This is a genomic window from Polynucleobacter kasalickyi (genome assembly GCF_900176405.1).
GTDB classification, from domain to species: Bacteria; Pseudomonadota; Gammaproteobacteria; order Burkholderiales; family Burkholderiaceae; genus Polynucleobacter; species Polynucleobacter kasalickyi.
This window is the reverse complement of sequence record NZ_FWXJ01000001.1, coordinates 1-23536: the sequence shown is the minus strand read 5'-3', so window position 1 is coordinate 23536 and position 23536 is coordinate 1. Positions and strand designations below refer to the sequence as shown.

Below are 23536 nucleotides of genomic sequence, written 5' to 3'. Positions count from 1 at the left end.
TTTATTTAAATGTAAACCTTAGGTTTCCTATATAAGCTGTGATAATCAAAATGATAGTAACTAAACCTTGAGCAACCCAAAAGCGTATCTCCATGATATCAACAAGAACCCATAAAAGAATAATGCCAATCATCGTCGTTGAGCCATAAAGTATCCATGCTTTAATGTATTCTTTTGTCCAATTGCCTTTTGTTTTGAAAACAAAAATTTTATTGGTTACATAAGCCATAGAAATAGCTAATACATTGGCTATGAAGCCGATAATAATTACATTAAAAATCACGCCTAACCAACCATAAATAAGTAACCCTGCAAAATACCCAAATAAAGTATTCCAACCGCCAACAATTAAGTATCTAGCTTTTTCACTAGATAAAGTCTTTTGAAATATCACTCTCAGTTTAGTATTAATCATTTTCAAAAATATAATAATAATTCTTGGTGTGACCTAAACTCATCTCTATCTGTATTAATATAAATTTGCATTTATCTTTCTTGATTATAGGTTTTATGGCTAGATATATACTACGACTTCTAGCTTTAAAAAGCTCCCCATCATTACGATTCGTAGTGCTTCCATTGTCTTTACTCCATAGCATTTGGAGGCCGGTTCTTTCTTTCAAGGGGAGACCAACTAACATTGGCTGATTCAAATCATTCGAGGCTAATGTTGATGAATATACTGGACGATTTTGATTAGCAAAGAGTTTTCCAGTTGAGAGCATGAATAAAGCTAATTTTTGTTGATCTTCAATACTAATATTTTCGTGGAGAATACCGCCTTCTTGATTATCTAATTTATAAAGCCCAGGAAGATTTTCACTGTAGGATTTTCCTGCTTTATTTAAGTATCCCATCTGTAATTTAGATAAATGCTGTGGAAAATCTTCTTCATGCAGAATGCTGACATGAATATTTTTAATTTCATGTATTTCAGATTCAGTTAGGACATTAAAAGGAATTAAATTGAATGATTTAATTCCTTCATCCCAGTCAAAATAAATACTTCTTGTTTTTATATCAAAGTCTTTATCCGTTGTGTACAGAATTTCACTTTTTTTCCTATGCTCAACTCCAAGTTTTGAAGTTTTCAAGTCTGGCTGATAGAGCATATGTGTATTTGATATTGGCGATTTCATCTCTAACAATGCAGTGGGCTTATAACCTGCTATGTAAATCAATGAATCAGCATATATAGGTTGCTTTCGCAATAAGATGCGACTGTTTATTAAATCAGAAAATCCAGGTTCAACTAGTTCATTCGGCCATGTCCAGTCGACCCCCATCTTAAACTCACTGGGACTTTCGACTTTTCCAGGAAGTAAACCTCTTAATGGGTCAACTGAAAGCGGTATGAACTCACCACTTTTATTAGAAGGTTTTAGCTCCAAAAGATTTTTATAAAATTGAGTCAAAAGATTTTCAGTCGAGCTATCAATTCTTAGTCCGTCAAAGCTTGAATTCAAATTTACTTTTATTGAATCCTTATTGTATGCATGTTGTTTATTACTCCATCCTTGAACCTGGAAGTAATTTTCATGAATTGCAGATATTAAAAATATATAAACAGGCAAAAAAACAACTAGATATTTTTTAATCCCCTTAAAACTTAAAGGATGTTTTCCTAGCAATAAGCCAATCACAATAAAGGTTGGTGCCATAAATAATTGCGTATGAAATGGATGTGGAAGTGGAAAACAACCAAACCAACCGGAAAATGCAGCCAATACAATTAAGCCTAAAACTTCTTTATTTAATTTTTTTAATCCAAAAAAATTTGCCTGGAATATAAAAACTTGAAAAGTAACTACGATTAATATGAACGGGCTAAGAGCCCAAAAATTAGAATGGTGTCCTAAACCTCTCGAGATCGGGAAAAGTATTTTGAAATAGTGCTTCAAGCCAGAAGCATTTTGACTTTCTGCTGCAAAGTATTTGTTAAATAAAAAAACATCCTTCCACCAATCAATAATTGCTGATTCGAAGTATAAATAGCCAAGAAATGGAATGGTCGCGAGTAATCCACCAGTAGCATATCCAGAAAAAATTCTAATATATTTAACTCGATCAAATTTACTCGAGAAAGAAAATCCGACGTTCAGCCCTATCCAGATTAAAACAGCTATTACCTGAAAAGCTGCTACTTGTTTAAACCAAAACCCTAAGGAAAAAAATATACCAGCGAGCAAACTAAAAACTATTGGTTTTTTTCGGATAGCTAACTGAAGGCAAAATAGACCTGCCATACAAGAAAACATCATATAAACTGTTGACCAAGGATGGTAACCATTCATCACCGGCATATAAAATGGACTCAGCAATGTCCAAAGAATACTCAGTAAAAGTCCTGATCGCCTGTAGCCCTCAAGAGCACAAGATAAATAAATTAAAAGAGCAATGAATGCAAAAAATAAAACTGTAACTTGTTTTAATGCGACTATTTTTAATCCTAAAATTCCTAATGTCGCACTATGAAGTAATACCGTACCCAAGTTGTACTGGTAGAAGAAGTCTTTGTAGGGAGTCTGGCCAGAATAAAGATTTCTAGCTGCATCAAACATGAGTAAATCATGGTGAAGATCTAACCCGAAAAATGCAACAGAATACTGCATATAGAAAGCGAAAGAAAACGCTACTATTGGAAAAAAGTATCCTAAATATTTCTCAATAATAATTGCTTTAGAAAGATTTGCATAATCAACAATCTTCACTTAAAAATTCACTCTCTCTTTTTCAATAACAAGGGGGCGATTGCGAGCATGATTAAAGATTAAACCGACATATTCACCAATTAGCCCAAGACAAAATATTTGTACCGATGCCAGAAAAAACATACCAATAATTAATGGCGCAGAACCCAATACAAATGAATCCCAATAAAGTATCTTAAATATCAAATATATGATTGCCGCTAAGAAGCTAATAAACGATATTGCTACTCCCAGGATTGTCATTGCCCGTAATGGTATGGTGCTACAACTCGTTACGCCTAAAATTGCATAATCAACTAAATCATAAAGTTTAAGTCGCGACTTCCCATTCTTACGTAGCGGCTGTTCATATTCTACAAATGCCTTTTCAAATCCAATCTCAGAAACTATTCTTCTAAAATAGGGGTTCGGATTCACTAGGGAGCGCATCACCTTCACGGTTTTAGCGTCAAAAAGGCCAAAGCCTATAAACCCATGGTAATGCTCAATAGGAGACAATTTGCTCATCAAACTATAGTATAAATTTCGAACAAACTGCAACCTCTTCGGTTCTGACATTTTTACACGCAAACCTAAAACCATGTCGTAGCCATCCTCCCACAATTCAACAAATTTTTTTATTGTTGATACTGGGGTTTGCAGATCGGCAAGTACTGGAATAACGGCATCACCAGTTGACTCTAAAATGGCATGATATGGAGAATTATTTGGTCCAAAGTTTCTTGAATTAACGATGATTTTTACGCGCTTATCTTCTTGTGCAATTTTTTTTAGAATATCAACTGTTTTATCTTTAGAGCAATTATCAATAAATAAATGTTCATAGTCATAATTTGGCAAATCTGTACAAAAAAACTCTTTTACAGCCAAATAGCACTCTTGAATTCCCGCTTCCTCATTAAAAGCAGGAGTCATGATAGTAATTTTTTTTAACTTAGCCTTAACGTCAAAAGCCTCAGATTGCATAAATAACGCTTTCTAACCCAGTTTCTGAATAGTGTCTGAAGTAAAACTTATAACTTGGATTAATTTCACGGATAACATCAACAAGGCGCCACAGGTCAGTTGCGAAATGATAGGCGGCAATCGCTAATTTAGGTTTAGAACGTTGTATAGTCTTTGTAGCACCAATTAAAGCATCTTTTTCGGAACCCTCAATATCCATCTTTATGAGAATCGGATCTTCTTTAACCACGGAATCTAACTTTTGGACGGGAATAATCAAGTCACCAACCTCACTAAAAAAACCATTCGTACGCCCAGACGCTGAAAATCTTAACTCACCGTCTTTGGAATAAGCTCCTGTCGGTACATACTCAATACCTTCAAAGTTTTTTAGTCTAATCTTAGCCCGTTCCAAAATAGTTTCATCAGGCTCGAATAGATATATCTTCTTGTATACGCTCTCACCAAATTGAATATACTTTTCTACAGTATCGCCATCATATCCACCCAAGTCGACAAATATGCCATCCTGAGAGTAGGAGATTAACTTTTCATCAAAGTACTGTCTGTCATATTGATCAGAAACCGCATCAGCATAAGCGGCATCATATTTCAATCTATACTGAATTAATCCATCATGAACTTCTCGCGACTTATCATCTATTAAAGATAAAAACACTCCCAAATGACGAGGAATATTTTGCGCAAAGTCCTCTTGAATTCCAATGTATGGAATTTCATGGGGATATAACTCAGGATCAATTAATGATAGTACTGGATAAGGTAAGTAATTATTAAAGCCATTAGCCTTAAGCTGCTTTGCAATACTTTTTGAGAATCGTGTTGTAGCAATAATGATCGGAGTTTGCTTATCAGTAAGCTCTGCCAATGAAATAACTGGAATGTCTGCAACTTTAGTGCCATGCTTTGAGGTTCCATTATCAATAAAAGTCAGGACATTTCCTCCTGAGGAGATTAGACTTTTTGCAACAAATTCACCAAGGCGCTGAGCATTAAAAACTGCAATACCTTTTGCATTTTTCATTGCTTCTAGAGCGTCCCTATATTGATCTAATATCATTGCCTTAAATTCATCAGCAGAATTTCCATAACAAGATAACAATTGAGTCATCCCAGGGTATTTATTCATTTCCAACAATGTATCAATTTGAGAAAGCTCATCGATAACCACAGCATGGGGGTCGGAATTCCAACCACTCTCTTTGCGCTCATAAACACGAAGAATTTTTTTATCGCCAAAGTCTTCATGTTGAGTATCTGGCGAAACGACAAGAATAAAAACACTATCTGTATTGTTTATTTCATCAAGGGAATGAATCAAGCTTTCACTTTGAATAGAGTCAATGGAGTGATTCCCTTCTTTGAGCCAAAAGATCTTTCCTTCTTTGGTAAATTGATTGATGACTGCTCGCAGACTAGGACTAGACGCTAATGATGTACCAATAATAAGTTTCATGTATTTTCGCTCAATTTATTTTTGTAATTCCAAAACGATGCAGTGAATGATCAACAAGATGCCAAACATCTTTTTCAGTTAATATGCGGGGACTCTCTTTGCCAACCCAGACTTTGTCTGAATAAACTCTATTAAAAATATGCTCACGTGCACTAGCTAAAGTGGGTTCTACTTTACTTACAGCTTCAGTGATTTTTACATCTAGAGAGACTTGGTGAAAAATAAATTCCCACCAAGACATGACATCTTGCAGTGTTCTAAAATTTGAAAATGCGGGTAACAACCTTAATTGTGCAATAAGAGATTCTTCTAAACTTGAAATTTCTGCTAAATACTGTTCGATAGCGGTTCTGAAAAAGACAAAAAGAGTTTCAGCATGGCTTAATGTAGTTAACTCTAAGAGCGCTCCCGCAGCCTCATGAATACTTCCGGTACGTATATTAGAAATTGCTACTCCGGCTAAGGATGCGCCATAGAGTAATTGCTCATGGACAAAATCATTCCTTTGCTTTTCATTTACCGCCGAGTGAATAGCATTCATGATTTTTGGAATCCCATTTAAGGAAAACATCTCACCAAATATTGATGTTTCATGTTTAGCGATTAGGGTTTCAAATAAATGTATAAATGCATCAAATGCACAGCCTACAAGTGCTGCTGAGGACATACTAGCCAAAAATAATGGATCCAAGAAAATCCAATCAGCGACAATCTCCCAGGTTTTTCCATACACTTTTGCGTGAGTAATTTTGTCGTAAGTTACATAATAGCGACTAGATTCAGCGCCAGAACCAGCGGTGGTGGGAATTGCAATATAGAGTGGACGAATTGAGTCAGCTCTTCTGGATAAACCCAGTTTTGGGCCTACTCCCACACCTTCTAAAGAGCCAAATAATGCATAAAGAATAATTGACTTTGCAAAATCAGCAGCACTGCCTCCACCTATTGATACCACTACCTCGGGTAAGTTACCAATTTGGTCAATAAAACTCATTACATCTTGGGCAAAAGGAGCTCCTTCTATCACCCAAATATGACATTTTTTGTTCGCAAATTTTTCTTTAATTTCATCTAATAATTTCGAATCAGCAAAAACACAATCCACCACAATCGCAACTGAATCATGTTTACTAATTAGTTCAACCGCTTTGTCAGAGACTCCTGAGCCAATAAAAATTCTTCCTGGGAAATAAAATCGCTTTTCAGTATCATTATTGAAGAAAGTTTCAATATTCATTAGAAAGCCTCATGAATTTAAATGCTGTTCAAACTGCTTAATACTGTTACAACAAATGACGTCTTCATTAGAAAGCAAATTGTTGTCCTGATAACCCCAAGTTGCACCAAAAAACTTTAGGCCATTTTTCAAGGCAGACTCATTATCTTCCGACCTATCGCCAACATAAATTCCAGAACTCCTATCAATTTTTTCGGAATCTAGTAATGCTGCTAACATCATGGCTTTATTAGCATATGATGGAGAACTTGAATCTAAAGCATAAATACTTTTAAAGTGTTTTGTCCATCCTAAATGATCCAAAATCAAAGTTGTTGGTAAAAGTCGTTTATTCGTCGCGATATGTAAGTTAAAGCCAAGAAGGCCACAAGCTTGTAATAGTTCACCAACACCATCAAATGGTACCGTTGATTTATAACCATCAAAGTCATAATGTTTTTTGAAATCTTCAGCCAACTTTATTACATATTCTGAATCATGAATACCGGTAATACGCGACAGAGTTTGAGCCAAAGGAGGACCTATCAGTTCAGAGTTTAACGCGCAGAGTGGTTCAATATTATTTGATTTTAGAACGCGCTTAAAACACTCTAAGATGCTTGGGGCCGAATCAATTAAGGTGCCATCCAAATCAAAAATAATGTCAGTGATTTTAATGCTCACTTTTAACTCCAGACTTGGTAGGTTTAATATAGTTTTGTGCTGTTAATTCAATTGCCTTAGTTAATGGCACTGTAATTTCCATTTTAAGTTCTTGCTTAATTTTCTCAATATTTGGGAGATATTTATTACGGATATCACCAGCTAAATCAGTTGAGCCTCTCACTTCAATCCTCACCTTTTCAGATAGAGTTGAGTTAACTAACTTTGCCAAATCAAGTATATTTATTGCTTGATCTGATCCAACGTTGTAAGCATTACCAGATGCGCCACGCTCCATTAAAACGAGTAGCCAATCAGCTAAATCATCCTGATATAAATAAGATCGTATTGGACTACCATTACCATTAATAACAATAGTATTGCCGTTTAATGCATCTCGAATAAAGTTACCAATCGCAAAATGAACGTCCAATGGCAAATCTGGGCCAAGAAAGGCAAAACATCTTGCTACTACAATTTCTAAATCATACTTTTCTGCATATAAACTACATAAATGTTCAGCTAAGCGCTTAGCAACGCTATACGCATTAGATGAATCAAGTGGATTTGGCATCCCCAAATAAGACTCTGGAAATGACTCCAAATGAGATGGCAGTGCTCCATATACCCCGCCAGAGCTTGTTAACAAAAATCTTTTTGCTTTGACCTTTATTGCGAAATCCAAGATATTTCGTGTCCCAGTAACGATTTGATCAAAGCGTTCAAGTGAGTCCATTTTCGGACCAAGAGTCGAATCAGCTGCGGCATGAAGTATATGAGAAAACTGCTGGCCTTCTTTGGTGATATGTTCTAAACTTTGCAAAATATCACCTTGGCAAAAACGCAGCCATTTCTCTTTCGAAAACTCAGGATAACTATTTAAAAAAGCATCGGGATTTCGGGTTAAAACCGTTACAGCAGAATTCCTTAAATCAACATGACGACTAATTTCCAAAATACGGCGCAATAAAGAACGACCGAAAAAACCCGTACCTCCAGTTATAAAAAGGGAAGAGTTATTTAAGAAATTTGCAGTAGATGTGATCACTTCAGTCACATTAACCTCTGACCAATCGCGATCTATCATCTACGCCATCAAGCATTTCTTTTTCAAGTTGCTCAAGTGGTAACAGTGGACTCATATCTTCAAGAGGCATAGAAATAATAGATCCATCAGGCTGTGGCATTGCCGCCACTTTAGGTGACAGTACTTCATCACTCTTGAGGTGAACATTTAATAATCTTGGTCCAGCTCTTCCAAACGAACTTGCTAATTGTTCCGTTGATGTAATATCTTCAGCAAAAAGTCCCATTCCTTTAGCAACCTCAACAAAGTCTGGGATATACAATCCAGAGGATGGGCCCGTACCTAAATATCTCTCCTCAAAATAGTTTCTTTGAGTGTTACGAATCGATGCATATCCGCCATTATTCATCACAACAACCGTAATTGGCAGATTTAGCGCTTTTAAGGTTGCTAGTTCTTGAAGGTTAAGCATTAGGCTACCATCACTTTCGACGCAAACAGTTGGAATCCTTCCTGCTCCAATACAAGCACCTATGGCTGCGGAAATGCCATAACCCATAGATCCTAATCCAGATGTTAAAAACATACGCTGGCCAACTTTATTACGATATACCGTATAAAAAACCTCTACAGCCAATCCAGAACTCCCGGTTATCACTAACTGATTTTCAGGGATAGCATTAGAAATAGTTTCAACAAAATCATAATGACTAATCGGTCCTTTCGCCTCAAAGGTTCGTCCATCCAATGGGGTATAGGTCTTTTTCCAATCAAGACATTTAGCACGCCATGCGCTCCAATCTGAATGAGTTATTTCAGCACTTAAACGCCATGCGTCAATAAAATCTTTAGCATCAGCCAAGATAGGTAAAGCAATCTCCATCTGATGACGGTCTAATTCATTTTGATCAACATCAACAACAACTTTTTTAGCATTACGTGCAAAACCCTTTGGATTATATGCAGTAATAATATTATCCAACCTACAGCCGATACTAATTAGACAATCAGAATTTTGTATTGCAAAATTTGGTGCTCTAGCTGCAACAACACCAGGGCGACCAACATAAAGTGGGTTATCCCAGGCAAGAAGGTCGGAGGCATTCCAAGTAAACACACATGGAATACCTAGGCTCTCAACCAACTCTCTAAACTCTTTTGCCGCTCCAGCGATTCGAACTCCATGACCAGCAAGAACTAGTGGTCTCTTAGACGTTGAAAGTAACTCAGCAAGATCTTTCAGAGCATGAGATAAATCAACTTTAGCGTTAGTAATTGGTGGTTCAAATCCTACTAACTTCTCTGGGTCAATTGGTGCCGCCTGAACATCCAAAGGAACATCTAGCCAGACTGGGCCAGGTCGTCCTTCACGCATATGCCAGACAGCTTCTTCAAAACACTTTCTAACGTTTTCAGGTGAGTCAATAGTTACGGCGTACTTAGTAATCGGCTCTACCATCGAAATGATGTCAACCTCTTGTACGCCACTTTGACGTAAGGGTCTTCCACGCAGTGCATCAGGACGCTTCACTTGGCCAGACAATACAAATAAAGGTAATGACTCAATCCAAGCACCTGCCACAGGAGTTAATACATTTGTTGCGCCTGGACCTGTAGTCACCATAGCAACGCCAAACCCAGATTCATGTGTTCTACCATAGGCTTCAGCAGCAATTCCACACGCTTGCTCGTGATGACAGGGAATTGCTGTGATACGGGACTCACAAGCAAGGGCATCATTCAAATACATCGCACCCCCACCAGGCAAAAAGAAAACATCCTGGATACCAAGGTCTGCAAGGCGATTTAACAAATAATCGGCAACGCGATAAACTTTATTGGGTGTGTCCATTAAACCCCCATCCAATAAGTAAGTAAGGATTTACGATTCTGATTTTTATTAATTGATTCATCTGTATAAAAGGAATCATTTTTAAAGTGTGTTGATGAAATCTCCTCAACTACAGCACCAGTTACAGATCGAAAAGCATGGCGCACTCCTGGCATAACAGTTACGACATCTCCGGGACCTAAAATTTGTACCTTACCATCTAACTGTAACTCGAGCTCCCCGTACAAAACATGAAATGTTTCTTCTTTTTGATTGTGGTACTGTTCTGGGTGAAATTGGCCTGGCAAACTCACCAATAACTTCTTACAGTAATCTCGATTAACGACAGTCAACATGACTAATCCAAACTCATCAAATTTATCAATTCCATAATGATGGGAAATTTCTAATTCAACGCCTCCAGGAACTATTACCTTTCCTTCGTGGAGAAGGTTTTTCACACGCTTGGCAATATCAAGAATTTTTTCTCTAGTATTTATAAGTTTGGAGTTATTTGGTCCAATTGCTAGATTGGCATCAATATCAGCAGTAGCAATAAATTCAGCATATTTAGAATAATCATTCGCCGTAAATTGCGTATCGTTTGGCGGGAATGCGAAGAAAAAATTATCGCGAGTAACTCTCTCTCCAGCCTTGATAGAATGCTTTGCAAACATTCCTCTTCTTAATGCGCGTAAACTATCTTTTTCCGCTTTATTTTCTGGCAAGCGAGAGTCACCCTCGCCACAAACCATCACTGTATATGCTGCGGCAGATAGCCAGGCATCTGCCTGTTCTGGAGTTATCGAATATGCGTTAATTGGATATTTATCTGTAACTAAGCCGACATGCTTTTCAAAAATGCTAGCGCCCTTAGCAATTGCTATTTTTATTAAATCAGTGTTTCCAGGATTTTCGTGAGTTGAAAAACCAATCCGAACATTTGGATATCTTTTTCTTAAGAAATCAATTTGCGATAAATGCATTTTTTCATCAGCAGTTGGATACTCCCCCACACAGTGCATGATGGCAAAATCTTTATTACGGTTTGATAAAAAGCTAATCACTCGATCGATATCATCAAGTGATGCTCCCGCAGTAGAGGCAATAATAGGCTTGTCTATGGATACAGCTCTTTCCAAAATTGGCCAATCGGTAAATGAGCAACTTGCGATTTTGATGATGTCTAAATTCTGACGCTCAATCATATCAAAAGAAACTTCATCAAACGAGGTGGACATCGCCAAAAATCCATTGGCTCTAATCTCAGCAATCAAGGTATCAAACTGCTCTTCAGAAAGCCTGGTTTCTTCAAAACGTTTGATGTATTTAATATCCATCCGACCTTTCAGATCCGGATGAACAAAGGAGTCTAAATGGCGGTATTGCAACTTAAAAGCAAATTTAAATTGTGGGTATTTTTTACAGACAGCGCCAAAAGCTCTAATTAATTCAATCCCATGACTAATGTCACCCATGTGATTATTGGCCATCTCTAGAACAAATAAGTTGCTAGGTAATCTACTCATAGTTGTACTTTCTTAAAAATTAACGCCCAAAAAGGTTTCGATTTGACTAACCGCGTACTCAAGCATCTCTGTTGTCAATGCCGGCTGAACACCAATCCAGAAAGTATTATTCATAACATTATCAGTATTAGTTAAATCTCCACTAATACGATATTGCGCACCCTCCATGTAAGGCTGGCGAGTCAAATTACCTGCAAACAGTAATCTTGTACCAACTTTATTTTGGTCTAAATAACTTGTCAAATCAACCCTAGAAACTGGACAAGCAGGTTTTAAAGTAATTGGAAATCCAAACCAAGAAGGATCAGAATACTCTGTAGTAACAGGTAACTGTAAAAAATCTTCACAAGACTTTAAGCGCTCCATTAAAAACTTAAAATTATCTTTTCTCGCTTGAATAAAAGCAGGCGCTTTTTCTAATTGCGCTAGAGCACAAGCAGCTTGCATATCTGTAATCTTCAAGTTATAGCCTAAGTGGCTATAGGTGTACTTATGATCATAGCCATAAGGCAATCCACCTAATTGCCAATCGAAACGCTTCCCACAAGTATTATCTTTTCCAGGGGCGCAGTAGCAATCACGACCCCAATCTCTGAAGCTTTCTGCGATTTGCTTTAGTTCATAGTTATTCGTAAAAACTGCACCACCCTCACCCATCGTAATGTGATGGGCAGGATAGAAACTTAAAGTACCAATATCTCCAAAGGTGCCAACCATTTGCCCTTTGTAGGTGGTACCTAGGGCATCACAACAATCCTCGACCAGCCAAAGGTTATTTTTTTTACATATCTCAGTAACTACGTCTAGATTAAAAGGGTTACCTAATGAATGCGCTAGCATAATTGCTTTTGTCTTAGGACTAATGGCAGCTTCAATTTTGCTGGCATCAATATTGTGAGTCAATGCGTCGACGTCAACAAACACCGGGACGGCACCAAATTGTAAAATGGGATTAACGGTTGTTGGAAAACCAGCGGCAACACCAATCACTTCATCGCCTTTTTGAATAGCTCGGTCTCCCAGCTTAGGCGAGGTTAAGGTTGAAAATGCTACTAAATTTGCAGAAGATCCAGAATTCACGGTAATGAGATGTTTAACGCCTATAAAGTCGGCTAGTTTTTTCTCAAACATTTCATTAAATCTGCCCGTCGTCAACCATCCATCTAATGAGGCCTCGACCATATTCTCTAGTTCTTTAGAGTTAATTAATTTTCCGGAAGGAGGAACAAGGGTTTGACCAGGAATAAAGTGCTTGGGCGCATATTCAATAGCAGCATACTCTTTCACTAAATCTAAAATTTGATTTCTGATTTTATCTTTAGCAAATTGATTGATTGAAATAGTAGTTTCGGTCATGATAAGTAATAAGACTTTTAATAAGAGGTATATTGATGGATTTGTTGCAAACTAAGATCTTGCATATTTTTTTGTGACTGAAAAGCTTTTTGCCAGTCAGTTATCTTTTCTATGGCTTGCTCGAGACTCCAACGAGGAAACCAACCAAGAGATTGCCGAGCTTTTGAACAGTCTAGCTGTAATGCTTGAGCTTCATAAGGTTGTGCGTTATTCTCTAATTCCCAACGTGCGTCAGTGCCCCACTGCTTAATCAATAATTCCACCAAACTTTGCACGGATCGAACATCTTCCTCCTTTGGTCCAAAATTCCAGCCACTCGCATAGGCTTTTGCGCCCTCTTCATACAGGGCTTGGGCTAAGGTTAAATAGCCAGATAAAGGCTCCAAAACATGCTGCCAGGGTCGGGTAGCTAAAGGATTACGGATAATTAACGCTTGATGATTTTCGAACGCCTTGATGGCATCTGGTATCAAACGATCTTCAGACCAATCACCGCCGCCAATGACATTACCCGCCCGTGCAGAAGCGATGGCAACAGAATTATCTTGCGAAAAATAGGAAGAACGATAGGCGCTAGTCACAAGCTCTGCACACCCTTTACTATTACTATAGGGGTCATGACCACCCATTGGCTCATTTTCACGATAACCCCATACCCATTCTTTATTCTCGTAACATTTATCTGAAGTAACCATGACAGCAGATTTAACCGTATTTAATAAGCGAATGCACTCTAAAACATGCACCGTACCCATCACATTCGTCGCATAGGTTTCAACGGGATGGTTATAGGAATATCGAACTAAGGGTTGAGCCGCCATGTGGATCACAATTTCAGGTTGCGCCTCTTGCATGGCCGCTTGTAACTGTTGAAGATCACGAATATCTGCTAGGTGTGATTTCTCGAGCATTTCCTCAATACTACAAACTTTAAAAAAACTAGGATTCGTGTTCGGAGCTAATGCATAACCAGTTACTCTTGCACCCATTGAACTCAACCAAAGAGATAACCATCCCCCTTTAAAGCCTGTATGACCCGTCAAGAATATTTTTTTACCTTTCCAAAAAGAACTTTGGATAATAGATTTTTGCATGAATTAATTCCAAACTTTCCAAGGAGCTTTTCCTGAGGACCAAAGTTCTTCTAAATGTTGTTTATCACGCAAGGTATCCATCGGTTGCCAAAATTCATGATGTAGGAAAGCCTCTAACTGATTGGATGTTGCTAATCGCTCCAAGGGGGTGCGCTCCCAAATAGAACTATCGTCTTCAATTAAATCAATGACTTTAGGAGAGAGTACAAAAAATCCACCATTAATATACATGCCATCACCATGGGGTTTCTCTACAAAGTTTGTTACAGAAGTGCCATTTAAATCCAAGGCTCCAAAACGACCTGGGGGCTGAACAGCTGTCACCGTTGCTTGTTTCCCATGTTTTTTATGAAAGGCAATTAGTTCTGCAATATTAATATTCGCAACCCCATCTCCATAGGTAAAGCAAAAATCTTCATCGTTGACATAGTGACGCACCCGCTTAAGCCGTCCACCAGTTTGAGTGTTTTCTCCAGTATCAACCAAAGTCACCTTCCAAGGTTCAGCAAACTGTTGATGGATTTGCATTGAATTATGGTCCGACATGTCAAAGGTCACATCTGACATGTGTAAGAAATAGTTTGCAAAATATTCCTTAATCACATATCCCTTGTAGCCACAACAGATCACAAAATCATTAACCCCATAAGCAGAGAAGATTTTCATAATATGCCATAAGATAGGTTTCCCACCCACCTCAACCATTGGCTTTGGACGTAAAGACGTCTCTTCAGAGATGCGAGTACCCAAACCCCCAGCAAGTATTACAGCTTTCATAGGCATTGACTAAAAAGTTTAAGTAAATTGTTAAAGTAATTCGATGATAACTACAATGATAGGTGTTTACTAACAAAAACTTCTGCAATTATTAATGCATTAATAATACAACATTAATATTTAACCGTTTTGGCGCATCTTTTGCTTGATCTTCTTCGGCATTCAGAATGGGAGTACCACTAGCAGGTAACTGCCAATCAATGTTTAGATTTATATTATTCCATTAAGTGCACTTTTCACTAATGGCGTGCCAATAATCTTTCATTTTTTTAAAAAGTGTACTTTTTCAAAAAGCTAAGCGCAAATTACTTAAGAATCTAAAGTAGGCTATCATTCACTGCACTTCGTTCAACGCCTGTCCACCAACGAAATGTTTAAGAACTCGCCAAGAATGATATGCTTTTTAAAACATAAATTACAAAACAAAGCGTGATGCTGATATTTTTTGAGATAAGTGCTTCACAATGAATTGTTAAATTACATTTGAAATACCTTATATAAGTCTCAATCAAACAGTGGTGCATTCCGAAAGAATAAGCCATTCGCATCTTTTTCATTTTGCAAGGGCGTTACTCCACTCGGCATGTGCCAATCAATCTTGAGCTCGGGATCATTCCAAATAATGCGTTGTTCACTTTTTGGATCCCAATAATTGGTGACTTTATATAAGAAATGAGCACTAGGTGACAACACAAAAAAACCGTGCGCACAGCCCGCCGGAACCCAGAGTTGCTTATGGTTTTCGGCAGAAAGCTCAACCGCTGTCCACTGCCCAAAAGTGGGGGAGCTTTTACGGATATCGACCGCGACATCAAGTACGGTGCCGCCCGTGACTCGGACTAGCTTACCCTGCGGTTGCTCCATTTGATAATGCAGTCCTCTTAAAATATGCTGTGCTGAAAAGGAGTGATTGTCCTGAATAAAGGGATCTGTTACGCCAGTTTTTTCAGTAAACTCTGCTTGATTAAAGGACTCATAAAACCACCCTCTCTCGTCACCAAATACTTTTGGCTCGATGATTAATACATCAGGAATTTCTTTGGTAGGAGTAACGGTAATCGGCATAGGACTATTTTGTCTGAGGAGGTTATGGAGGATTGGCTTAAATTTTACTGCTTTATCAAACCTTGTTAGCGCACTTTTTCAGTGAGCATATTGAGTAAATATTTACCGTAGTCATTTTTTTTAAGGGGCTCAGCTAATTGCTCGACATCATCCGCACTAATCCATTGGCTACGATAAGCAATTTCTTCAGGACAAGCGACCATTAAGCCTTGGCGTTTTTGTAAGGTGGAGATAAAGCCAGCCGCCTCATGCAAAGAGTCGTGCGTGCCTGTATCGAGCCAAGCATAACCACGTCCCATGATTTCGACACTGAGCTGATTATTCTTTAAATAGGCTGCATTGACATCGGTAATTTCCAACTCGCCGCGCGCACTAGGTTGGATGGACTTGGCAATATCGCACACCTGGTTGTCGTAAAAATAGAGTCCTGTGACAGCGTAATTACTTTTCGGTTGGAGGGGTTTTTCTTCGATAGAAAGGGCTTTAAACTGGGCATCGAAATCCACTACGCCATATCGTTCCGGATCCTTAACGTGATAAGCAAAGACGGTCGCGCCAAGCTCTTGGTGATTGGCATTATGTAACTGGGCAGCAAAGTCATGACCATAAAAAATATTGTCCCCGAGTACTAAGGTACTCGGATGATTACCCACGAAATCACGGCCTAAGATAAAGGCTTGGGCTAAGCCATCTGGGCTCGGTTGGACTTGATATTGAATGTTGAGTCCCCACTGTGAGCCATCACCCAATAAATACTCAAACAGAGGTGTGTCATGGGGAGTTGAAATTAACAAAATATCCCGAATACCCGCTAACATCAGCGTGGTTAATGGATAGTAAATCATTGGTTTGTCATATACAGGCATTAACTGTTTGGAAACTGCTTGAGTGACTGGGTACAGTCTAGTCCCTGAGCCGCCAGCAAGAATGATGCCTTTACGTTGCGAAGATGGATTCATATCAATTATGTGGTTGGTGAAATGGTTTCGGTGGCTTTGAGCATCTTAACTTTTTAATTTTTGCGTGACATAGTTCACCACGTAAGCCTCTACCTGCGCTTCCCAATGGGGATACTCGGCACTAAAGGGCATTGCTGCCAGCGCCTCTTTGAGCTTTTGATGATTCATTCGTGAATTTTGTGGTCTGGGTGCTGGAAGTGGATAATCAGTCGCTGGGATTGGCAAGATGTTTTCAGGCTTCACTAAGATGCCTTCACCAGCCTGTCGCGCTATTTCAATCGCAAAGACGGCTAAACCATGCCAGGAGGTTTCTCCATCGACCACCGTATGGTAAATACCGGCAGGTGTATTTGAAAAAGTGAGTTGCAGGGCGATTTGGGCCAACCAATCACTCGAAGTAGGACAACCCCGTTGATCTTGAATGACCTTTAGTTCCTCTTTTTGGTTAGCTAAACTGAGCATGGTACGGATAAAGTTTTTACCGTCACCATAGACCCAACTCGTGCGCAAGATGTAATAGCGTGGTCCGACAAAACCTTCTACTGAATCCAGCGTATTATTTCTAACTCCAGCAAATGCTGTTTCAATTGCCTGTTCTCCCAAGAGTTTGCTTTGTCCATACACACTCAGAGGGTTTGTTGCGTCATCTTCCAAATAGGCCGACTCTTTAAGACCATCAAACACATAATCCGTTGAGTAGTGAACTAGAACTCCTTTAGAAATGGTCGCCACATATTTGGCCATCAACTCTACTGCTTTTGCATTAATCTGATGCGCAGTAGTTTCATCCGACTGTGCCAAATCCACCGCGGTATAGGCAGAGGCGTTGATGATGATCTGTGGTTGATAGTGATTCAGGGTTTGAATAATGGCAAGCTCGCTGGCTAGATCACATTCACTTCTCCCTAGAAAGACTACTGGCAGGTGGAATTCTTTGAAGAGTTTTTGTAAAGACCGGCCCACTTGACCATCTTTACCAAAGACTAAGATGGGATGACTCTGCAGGTCGAGATGATCTTTTAATTGATCCTTCAGACTTGACGCTATTCCTGAAAATGACATTTTATGAGTCCAATCTTATTAAAGTGAGGAAGCACTTACTCAGTTATTTAAGCAGATTTCATTTGGTTTTATTGGCATACTGTTGATCAATCCAATGTTGATAATTGCCACTGAGAACACCTTGCGTCCACTGCGTATTCGATAAGTACCACTCTACTGTCTTACGGATCCCCGTGTCAAAAGTTTCTTGAGGTTTCCAGCCTAATTCGCGTTCAATTTTAGAAGCATCAATGGCGTACCGACGATCATGACCTGGTCGATCTTTGACATAAGTAATTTGGTCCGCATAACTGCCATGAGGTTTAGGCTGGATTGAATCCAAAATTTGGCAGATGGTACGCACTACTTCTAAATTAGTTTTCTCGTTCCAACCGCCAATATTATAAGTTTGCCCTACTTGTCCTTTTTCTAGAACACGGCGAATCGCACTACAGTGATCTTTGACATACAACCAATCCCGAATTTGCTGACCATCACCATAAATAGGGAGATTCTTACCATTGATAGCATTGAGAATCACCAGAGGAATCAATTTTTCTGGAAAATGATAGGGGCCATAATTATTAGAGCAATTGGTTGTGAGTACTGGCAGGCCATATGTGTGATGCCAAGCTCTCACCAAATGATCCGACGCTGCTTTAGATGCTGAATAGGGACTATTGGGCTCGTAGGGATTAGTTTCACTAAAGGCGGGGTCTGTGGGAGCGAGTGTGCCATACACTTCATCGGTGGAAACATGTAAGAAGCGGAATGACTCTTTAGGGCCTGAGGGTAACTTTTCCCAATACGCCCTCACTGCCTCGAGAAGATGAAAAGTGCCAACGACATTCGTTTGAATAAACTCACCAGGACCAAGAATCGAACGATCCACATGGGACTCAGCTGCAAAATTGACTATGGCAGTAATAGCGAATTTTTCGAGTAAGTCGCTGACTAACGAGATGTTCCCAATATCTCCTTGGATAAAGTGATAACGAGGATCATGTTCAACGGATTTTAAAGTTTCAGGATTACCCGCATAGGTCAACTTATCCAGATTCACTAGACCAGAGACCTTTGGATTCGCTAAATAATCCAAAACAAAATTACCGCCAATAAAACCTGCTCCACCTGTTACAAGAATCATCTCATTCCTTATGTAAAATTTCTAATTAGCTGTTTGATGTTTTCTATTATGTTTTAAGTATCTTCGATTGAGATGAAAAATAATCATTTCATCAATAATGAAAGAATGTTGAAGAAAACACGCTTCAAGTGTATTTTACTCTTGAATAAACAGCGATTTTGGCTAATGATGATTCAGTAGGTAGCTGGAATTGACTAGGATCAAATTTTCAATAAAAAATCTTGATAAGCAATTTTTAAGCCTTCTTTCAAAGAAACTTTGGCATTCCACCCCATCTTCTGGAGTCGAGAACTATCCATGAGTTTGCGGGGTGTACCGTCGGGCTTAGAGGTGTCAAAGGTAATTTGACCTTGATAACCAATGGATTGGCCAACTTCAAGGGCTAATTCTTTGATGGTGACATCAGAGCCAAATCCCACATTAATGTGGGATTGCATTGGCGTCGTATTTTTTTCGTAGGTTTCTTTATCTAAATCCATCACAAATACGCTGGCTGAGGCCATGTCTTCAACATATAAGAACTCGCGCATGGGTGTGCCGGTTCCCCAAATAGCGACTTCTGGAGCATTCGCCAGCTTCGCTTCATGAAAGCGTCGAATTAAGGCAGGAATCACATGGCTATTTTCTGGATGGTAATTATCTCCAGGGCCATACAGATTGGTTGGCATGACGGACCGATAATCAATTCCGTGCGACTGGCCATATTGTCGGTTGTAGCTCTCACATAATTTGATACCCGCAATTTTGGCAATGGCGTACGGCTCGTTGGTAGACTCAAGTTTACCAGTCAGTAAATCACTCTCAGACATCGGTTGGGGAGCTAAGCGCGGATAAATACAACTCGATCCCAAAAACAGTAGTTTTTGTACGCCATGCAAAAAAGCTTGATGAATAATATTGGCTTCCATCATCAAGTTCTCATAGATGAACTCTGCTGGATAGGTATTATTCGCATGAATACCACCGACCTTAGCAGCTGCTAAATAGACTTGCGTGGGTTTTTCTTTCTGAAAAAAAGTGGCAACTGCTTGTTGATTGGTAAGATCTAATTCTTGATGCGTTCTTGTCAGAAAATTGGTAAACCCTTGTTGTTGAAGGTGTCTCACAATCGCGGAACCGACCATACCTCGGTGGCCCGCCACATAAATTTTTTCTGAGAAGTTTTTCATAAGCTTTTCGTGTTTACCCAACCAATAGAATTACACAGGAGAAATTAGCGCTCTAATCCAACGGAGACTTTGTAACCATGCTCTTTCAATAAAGCACTTTGTCTGGCTTGATCTAAATCATTGGCAACCATTTCTTCAACCATTTGATCTAAGGTAATTTCTGGTATCCAGCCTAATTTTGCTTTCGCTTTGGTGGGGTCACCGAGCAGGGTCTCTACTTCGGTTGGTCGATAATATCGTGGGTCAATCCGCACAACCACATCACCCACTTTTAATGCTGGTGCTTTGTCCCCTTCAATACTTGCTACTTGGGCATACTCAGAGGCACCTTCGCCAATGAACTCTAGTGTGAGACCTAACTGGGTGGCACTCTTTTGAATAAATTCACGCACGCTATATTGAACACCTGTGGCAATCACAAAATCTTCGGGCTGATTTTGTTGGAGCATCATCCACTGCATCCTGACGTAATCTTTAGCATGACCCCAATCTCTTAAGGCATCGATATTTCCCATGTATAAACACTGGTCTAAACCTTGCGCGATATTGGAGAGGCCGCGCGTAATCTTTCTGGTAACGAAGGTCTCGCCACGACGCTCAGACTCATGGTTAAATAAAATACCATTACAAGCATAGATACCATAGGCTTCACGGTAGTTCACCGTAATCCAATAAGCGTACATTTTGGCGACAGCATAAGGACTTCTTGGGTAAAAAGGAGTAGTTTCCTTTTGCGGAATTTCTTGTACCAAACCATACAGCTCTGAAGTGGAAGCTTGATAAAAGCGGGTTTTTTTCTCAAGACCTAAAATCCGAATCGCTTCTAAAATGCGCAGTGTTCCTAGTGCATCGACATCTGCAGTGTATTCAGGAGATTCGAACGAGACCGCAACGTGACTCTGCGCACCAAGATTGTAAATTTCATCAGGTTGAGTTTGTTGTACGATGCGAATCAAATTACTCGAATCAGACAGATCTCCATAATGCAATACAAAATTACGATTATCAATGTGTGGATCTTGATAAATATGATCTACTCTTTCGGTATTTAAGGAGGATGCACGTCTCTTGAGACCATGCACGATATATCCTTTTGCTAATAGAAACTCAGCTAAGTAAGATCCATCCTGTCCGGTAACACCGGTAATTAATGCGACTTTTTGCATATGATGAAATAAAGATTAATGAGATTTAAAGAATTATATGTTTTTTTTACTACTTGAATGAGATTAAAAGCATGATTGAAGGGAATTTATTCATAGTATGAATACTATTAGTGATTTCATATGGAATTTCAATGGTTTTTTGGAATACACTCAATCAACAATTGCATCCATTAGTGAGTAATCAGATTCTAATTCCTCAATGTTGACTAGTAGTTTGACTCGTGGTTATTGCAAATCATCTATTTGGTTAAGGCTCTGTTCTCAACAATTGATTCCGGGACCTTCCCAAAAACACCTGACTAGCAAGTACTTTGGATGACGATCGATTTCAAAAGTTTCTAGACTTCAACCCTGAAGGTGCCAATGATATTAAAGACTTTGATGCTGAAGTTTCACACGAAGGCGTAACTAATCATTCCTCCTCCCCTAACCGGAGAAAAAATACTACTATCTAGTCAATACCTTGTTCATTGATTACAACGGACCATTCATCATTTTTTAAGTGTTGTGTTTCAGTAAGATGTTAAGGGGTGTTTCGGATTTATAGAGACAAATTAACAACAACTTTAATCATCATCACTATTTAAATTCGATTCATCGATCCCTTTGGAGAAAAGGCCAACGAGAATACCCAACAGAACAACCGCTATCATGCTTCCAAAACAGTCCACTAGCCAGTCATCGAAGCTTGGGTCACGCGTTGGCACTAAAAATTGCAACAACTCATCAACTGCACCTAAGCCACTTGCAATAAAAAAAGTAGTGATCATCCTTGAAAAGACATGATAAGCCAAGCCTCCAAAAAGAAGTGCTGACAGAACAAAATATGCAAAAAAATGCAATATTTTGTCATTAAAGGTCCATATCAGGTTTCTTTCCAATTCGCCAAAAGAGGCGAAGACAAGCATTGAAAGAAAAAAAACTGAAGCGGCCAACAGGTATAGATTGTGCTTTAAAGATTTTGTATTTTGCAAAATTTTTCCCGGTGCTTTACTTGCTTTATGATTGGAACGACTGATAGTTACATCATTATCCCTGATAAAATTTTACATGAACCTCATAATCCTTCATCATTCGATGGTTTATTGAAGATAAATTCAGTTACTTGAAGATACGTTTTTCACTTGTTGAATGGCAATAAATTACTGACTATTTTTTTGCCATCTCCACGTATCCTCGCACATTTTAAGAATATCGTGTTTGGCAACCCAGTCTAATTTACTTTTTGCTTTTTCTGGATCTGCGTAATACTCTGCCAAATCCCCACTTCTTCGTTCGACAATTTCATACGGTATTGTTTTACCTGAGGCCAACTCAAAAGCCTTTATCATTTCCAAAACACTGTAAGCACGGCCAGTTCCAAGGTTGACAGTGATGACTTCTTCAGTCTGCGATAGCTTATTTAGGGCCTTTAAGTGTCCACTAGCCAAATCTTCTACGTGGATATAGTCCCTAAGGCCTGTGCCGTCTGGCGTTGGGTAATCATTGCCAAATACTCTTAACTTTTCTAACTTGCCAATAGCGACTTGGGCTACGAATGGCATCAAATTATTAGGAATACCTGCAGGATCTTCTCCAATCAACCCGGAAAAGTGCGCTCCCACAGGATTAAAGTAACGCAGCAGTGCAATCCGCCAAGTTGGATCGGATTTTTTAAGATCTAGCAATATCTTTTCTACGAATAATTTAGTTTGCCCATAGACATTAATTGGACTAGTTGGCAAATCCTCGGTGTATTTGGCAACACCGGGATTGCCATATACCGTCGCAGAAGAGGAGAAAACAATATTTTTTACTCCAGCCTCAGTCATTTCTTCAAGCAAGCAAACACTGCCAGAAACATTATTATCGTAATACTTTAGGGGCTCTCTTTCAGACTCTCCAACAGCTTTAAGACCTGCAAAATGGATTACTGAATCAATCTGATGAACTTGGAAAATATTTTTTAAAATATGAGCGATCTCGAATGTCGCCTTTAGCAAAGTAAACTTGCTTACCAGTGATTTTTTGAATCTGATCAATGACTTCGACTTTGCTATTGCAAAGATTATCAATCACACAAACTTCTAAACCAGCTTGCAAAAGTTGTACTACCGTGTGCGAACCGATATAACCAGTGCCGCCAGTAACAAGTATTTTTTTCATCATTTATCGTGAAACCATTCACTTCAAGTTGTAATTTAACGGGTTTACTTTCAACTCTTAATCTTTAAATTTTAATTCATTGGAGCAAAACTTATGTTTTGAATTACCTAACAGTCAAAACTATGATCTTGCCCCTGAGAAACGTACCTCTTAACTATATGAAAAAATGATATAAATATAGTGATGGAGGTGTCAAATGGTGGTGAAACGAACAAGGG

At 38.9% G+C, this 23536-nt stretch carries 21 protein-coding genes; all 21 read right to left on the bottom strand.

The genetic code is table 11. The features are described 5' to 3' along the window. Position 1: 1 nt before the first annotated feature. Positions 2-415, bottom strand: coding sequence for a GtrA family protein (locus B8983_RS00100; protein ID WP_084281824.1), 414 nt, complete (start codon positions 413-415; stop codon positions 2-4). Beyond that, positions 408-2711, bottom strand: coding sequence for a glycosyltransferase family protein (locus B8983_RS00095; RefSeq protein WP_084281823.1), 2304 nt, complete (start codon positions 2709-2711; stop codon positions 408-410). The genes B8983_RS00100 and B8983_RS00095 overlap by 8 nt, the downstream gene beginning before the upstream one ends. Next, positions 2712-3677: a glycosyltransferase family 2 protein gene (locus B8983_RS00090; RefSeq protein WP_084281822.1), complete on the bottom strand. Its 966-nt coding sequence runs from the start codon at positions 3675-3677 to the stop codon at positions 2712-2714. Next, entirely contained in the window at positions 3667-5133 is a 1467-nt protein-coding gene (locus B8983_RS00085; protein WP_084281821.1) for an FkbM family methyltransferase, read from the bottom strand. The genes B8983_RS00090 and B8983_RS00085 overlap by 11 nt, the downstream gene beginning before the upstream one ends. Before the next feature lie 10 nt (positions 5134-5143). Continuing rightward, on the bottom strand, positions 5144-6370 hold the full coding sequence (locus B8983_RS00080; protein WP_084281820.1) for an iron-containing alcohol dehydrogenase: 1227 nt from the start codon (positions 6368-6370) through the stop codon (positions 5144-5146). Between the two features lie 9 nt (positions 6371-6379). Then, positions 6380-7033 carry an HAD family hydrolase gene (locus tag B8983_RS00075; RefSeq protein ID WP_159460766.1) on the bottom strand — a complete coding sequence of 218 codons (654 nt, stop codon included), beginning with the start codon at positions 7031-7033 and terminating at the stop codon, positions 6380-6382. Further along, the gene (locus B8983_RS00070) at positions 7023-8099 is read right to left on the bottom strand and encodes an NAD-dependent epimerase/dehydratase family protein (protein ID WP_084281818.1); all 1077 of its coding nucleotides are present in this window, start codon (positions 8097-8099) and stop codon (positions 7023-7025) included. The genes B8983_RS00075 and B8983_RS00070 overlap by 11 nt, the downstream gene beginning before the upstream one ends. Next, positions 8071-9891, bottom strand: coding sequence for a thiamine pyrophosphate-binding protein (locus tag B8983_RS00065; protein WP_084281817.1), 1821 nt, complete (start codon positions 9889-9891; stop codon positions 8071-8073). The genes B8983_RS00070 and B8983_RS00065 overlap by 29 nt, the downstream gene beginning before the upstream one ends. Beyond that, positions 9891-11399, bottom strand: a complete 1509-nt coding sequence (locus B8983_RS00060; protein WP_084281816.1) for an N-acetylneuraminate synthase family protein — start codon at positions 11397-11399, stop codon at positions 9891-9893. Before B8983_RS00060 ends, B8983_RS00065 begins: the two co-directional genes overlap by 1 nt. A gap of 12 nt (positions 11400-11411) precedes the next feature. Next, complete coding sequence (rfbH, locus tag B8983_RS00055) at positions 11412-12755, bottom strand: lipopolysaccharide biosynthesis protein RfbH (protein ID WP_084281815.1); 1344 nt, start codon at positions 12753-12755, stop codon at positions 11412-11414. A 17-nt stretch (positions 12756-12772) separates the two neighbouring features. Next, positions 12773-13849 (bottom strand): CDP-glucose 4,6-dehydratase, encoded by a 1077-nt coding sequence (rfbG, locus tag B8983_RS00050; RefSeq protein ID WP_084281814.1) that lies wholly within the window; start codon positions 13847-13849, stop codon positions 12773-12775. 3 nt (positions 13850-13852) lie between these two features. After that, on the bottom strand, positions 13853-14626 hold the full coding sequence (rfbF, locus tag B8983_RS00045) for a glucose-1-phosphate cytidylyltransferase (protein ID WP_084282178.1): 774 nt from the start codon (positions 14624-14626) through the stop codon (positions 13853-13855). Between the two features lie 504 nt (positions 14627-15130). Further along, the gene (gene rfbC, locus B8983_RS00040) at positions 15131-15691 is read right to left on the bottom strand and encodes a dTDP-4-dehydrorhamnose 3,5-epimerase (protein ID WP_084281813.1); all 561 of its coding nucleotides are present in this window, start codon (positions 15689-15691) and stop codon (positions 15131-15133) included. Between the two features lie 65 nt (positions 15692-15756). Next, on the bottom strand, positions 15757-16650 hold the full coding sequence (gene rfbA, locus B8983_RS00035) for a glucose-1-phosphate thymidylyltransferase RfbA (protein WP_084281812.1): 894 nt from the start codon (positions 16648-16650) through the stop codon (positions 15757-15759). Between the two features lie 45 nt (positions 16651-16695). Further along, positions 16696-17712, bottom strand: coding sequence for a dTDP-4-dehydrorhamnose reductase (rfbD, locus tag B8983_RS00030; RefSeq protein WP_084281811.1), 1017 nt, complete (start codon positions 17710-17712; stop codon positions 16696-16698). A gap of 58 nt (positions 17713-17770) precedes the next feature. Continuing rightward, entirely contained in the window at positions 17771-18838 is a 1068-nt protein-coding gene (rfbB, locus tag B8983_RS00025; RefSeq protein ID WP_084281810.1) for a dTDP-glucose 4,6-dehydratase, read from the bottom strand. A 200-nt stretch (positions 18839-19038) separates the two neighbouring features. Next, the gene (fcl, locus tag B8983_RS00020; RefSeq protein WP_084281809.1) at positions 19039-20007 is read right to left on the bottom strand and encodes a GDP-L-fucose synthase; all 969 of its coding nucleotides are present in this window, start codon (positions 20005-20007) and stop codon (positions 19039-19041) included. 44 nt (positions 20008-20051) lie between these two features. Then, positions 20052-21173, bottom strand: a complete 1122-nt coding sequence (gmd, locus tag B8983_RS00015) for a GDP-mannose 4,6-dehydratase (protein ID WP_084281808.1) — start codon at positions 21171-21173, stop codon at positions 20052-20054. 566 nt (positions 21174-21739) lie between these two features. Further along, a complete protein-coding gene (locus B8983_RS00010; RefSeq protein ID WP_084281807.1) occupies positions 21740-22147 on the bottom strand; it encodes a VanZ family protein in 408 nt (135 codons plus the stop codon). A 168-nt stretch (positions 22148-22315) separates the two neighbouring features. After that, the gene (gene galE, locus B8983_RS00005) at positions 22316-23155 is read right to left on the bottom strand and encodes a UDP-glucose 4-epimerase GalE (RefSeq protein WP_255372792.1); all 840 of its coding nucleotides are present in this window, start codon (positions 23153-23155) and stop codon (positions 22316-22318) included. Next, positions 23091-23321 (bottom strand): SDR family NAD(P)-dependent oxidoreductase, encoded by a 231-nt coding sequence (locus B8983_RS14255; RefSeq protein WP_255372791.1) that lies wholly within the window; start codon positions 23319-23321, stop codon positions 23091-23093. Before B8983_RS14255 ends, galE begins: the two co-directional genes overlap by 65 nt. Between the last annotated feature and the right edge of the window lie 215 nt (positions 23322-23536).

Bases quoted from the DNA above. Each gene is read 5' to 3' on its own strand.
- B8983_RS00100 (WP_084281824.1), bottom strand. From the start codon at position 415: ATGATTAATACTAAACTGAGAGTGATATTTCAAAAGACTTTATCTAGT.
- B8983_RS00090 (WP_084281822.1), bottom strand. From the start codon at position 3,677: ATGCAATCTGAGGCTTTTGACGTTAAGGCTAAGTTAAAAAAAATTACT.
- B8983_RS00085 (WP_084281821.1), bottom strand. From the start codon at position 5,133: ATGAAACTTATTATTGGTACATCATTAGCGTCTAGTCCTAGTCTGCGA.
- B8983_RS00080 (WP_084281820.1), bottom strand. From the start codon at position 6,370: ATGAATATTGAAACTTTCTTCAATAATGATACTGAAAAGCGATTTTAT.
- B8983_RS00070 (WP_084281818.1), bottom strand. From the start codon at position 8,099: ATGATAGATCGCGATTGGTCAGAGGTTAATGTGACTGAAGTGATCACA.
- B8983_RS00065 (WP_084281817.1), bottom strand. From the start codon at position 9,891: ATGGACACACCCAATAAAGTTTATCGCGTTGCCGATTATTTGTTAAAT.
- B8983_RS00060 (WP_084281816.1), bottom strand. From the start codon at position 11,399: ATGAGTAGATTACCTAGCAACTTATTTGTTCTAGAGATGGCCAATAAT.
- rfbH (WP_084281815.1), bottom strand. From the start codon at position 12,755: ATGACCGAAACTACTATTTCAATCAATCAATTTGCTAAAGATAAAATC.
- rfbG (WP_084281814.1), bottom strand. From the start codon at position 13,849: ATGCAAAAATCTATTATCCAAAGTTCTTTTTGGAAAGGTAAAAAAATA.
- rfbF (WP_084282178.1), bottom strand. From the start codon at position 14,626: ATGAAAGCTGTAATACTTGCTGGGGGTTTGGGTACTCGCATCTCTGAA.
- rfbC (WP_084281813.1), bottom strand. From the start codon at position 15,691: ATGCCGATTACCGTTACTCCTACCAAAGAAATTCCTGATGTATTAATC.
- rfbA (WP_084281812.1), bottom strand. From the start codon at position 16,650: ATGAATCCATCTTCGCAACGTAAAGGCATCATTCTTGCTGGCGGCTCA.
- rfbD (WP_084281811.1), bottom strand. From the start codon at position 17,712: ATGTCATTTTCAGGAATAGCGTCAAGTCTGAAGGATCAATTAAAAGAT.
- rfbB (WP_084281810.1), bottom strand. From the start codon at position 18,838: ATGATTCTTGTAACAGGTGGAGCAGGTTTTATTGGCGGTAATTTTGTT.
- fcl (WP_084281809.1), bottom strand. From the start codon at position 20,007: ATGAAAAACTTCTCAGAAAAAATTTATGTGGCGGGCCACCGAGGTATG.
- gmd (WP_084281808.1), bottom strand. From the start codon at position 21,173: ATGCAAAAAGTCGCATTAATTACCGGTGTTACCGGACAGGATGGATCT.
- B8983_RS14255 (WP_255372791.1), bottom strand. From the start codon at position 23,321: ATGATGAAAAAAATACTTGTTACTGGCGGCACTGGTTATATCGGTTCG.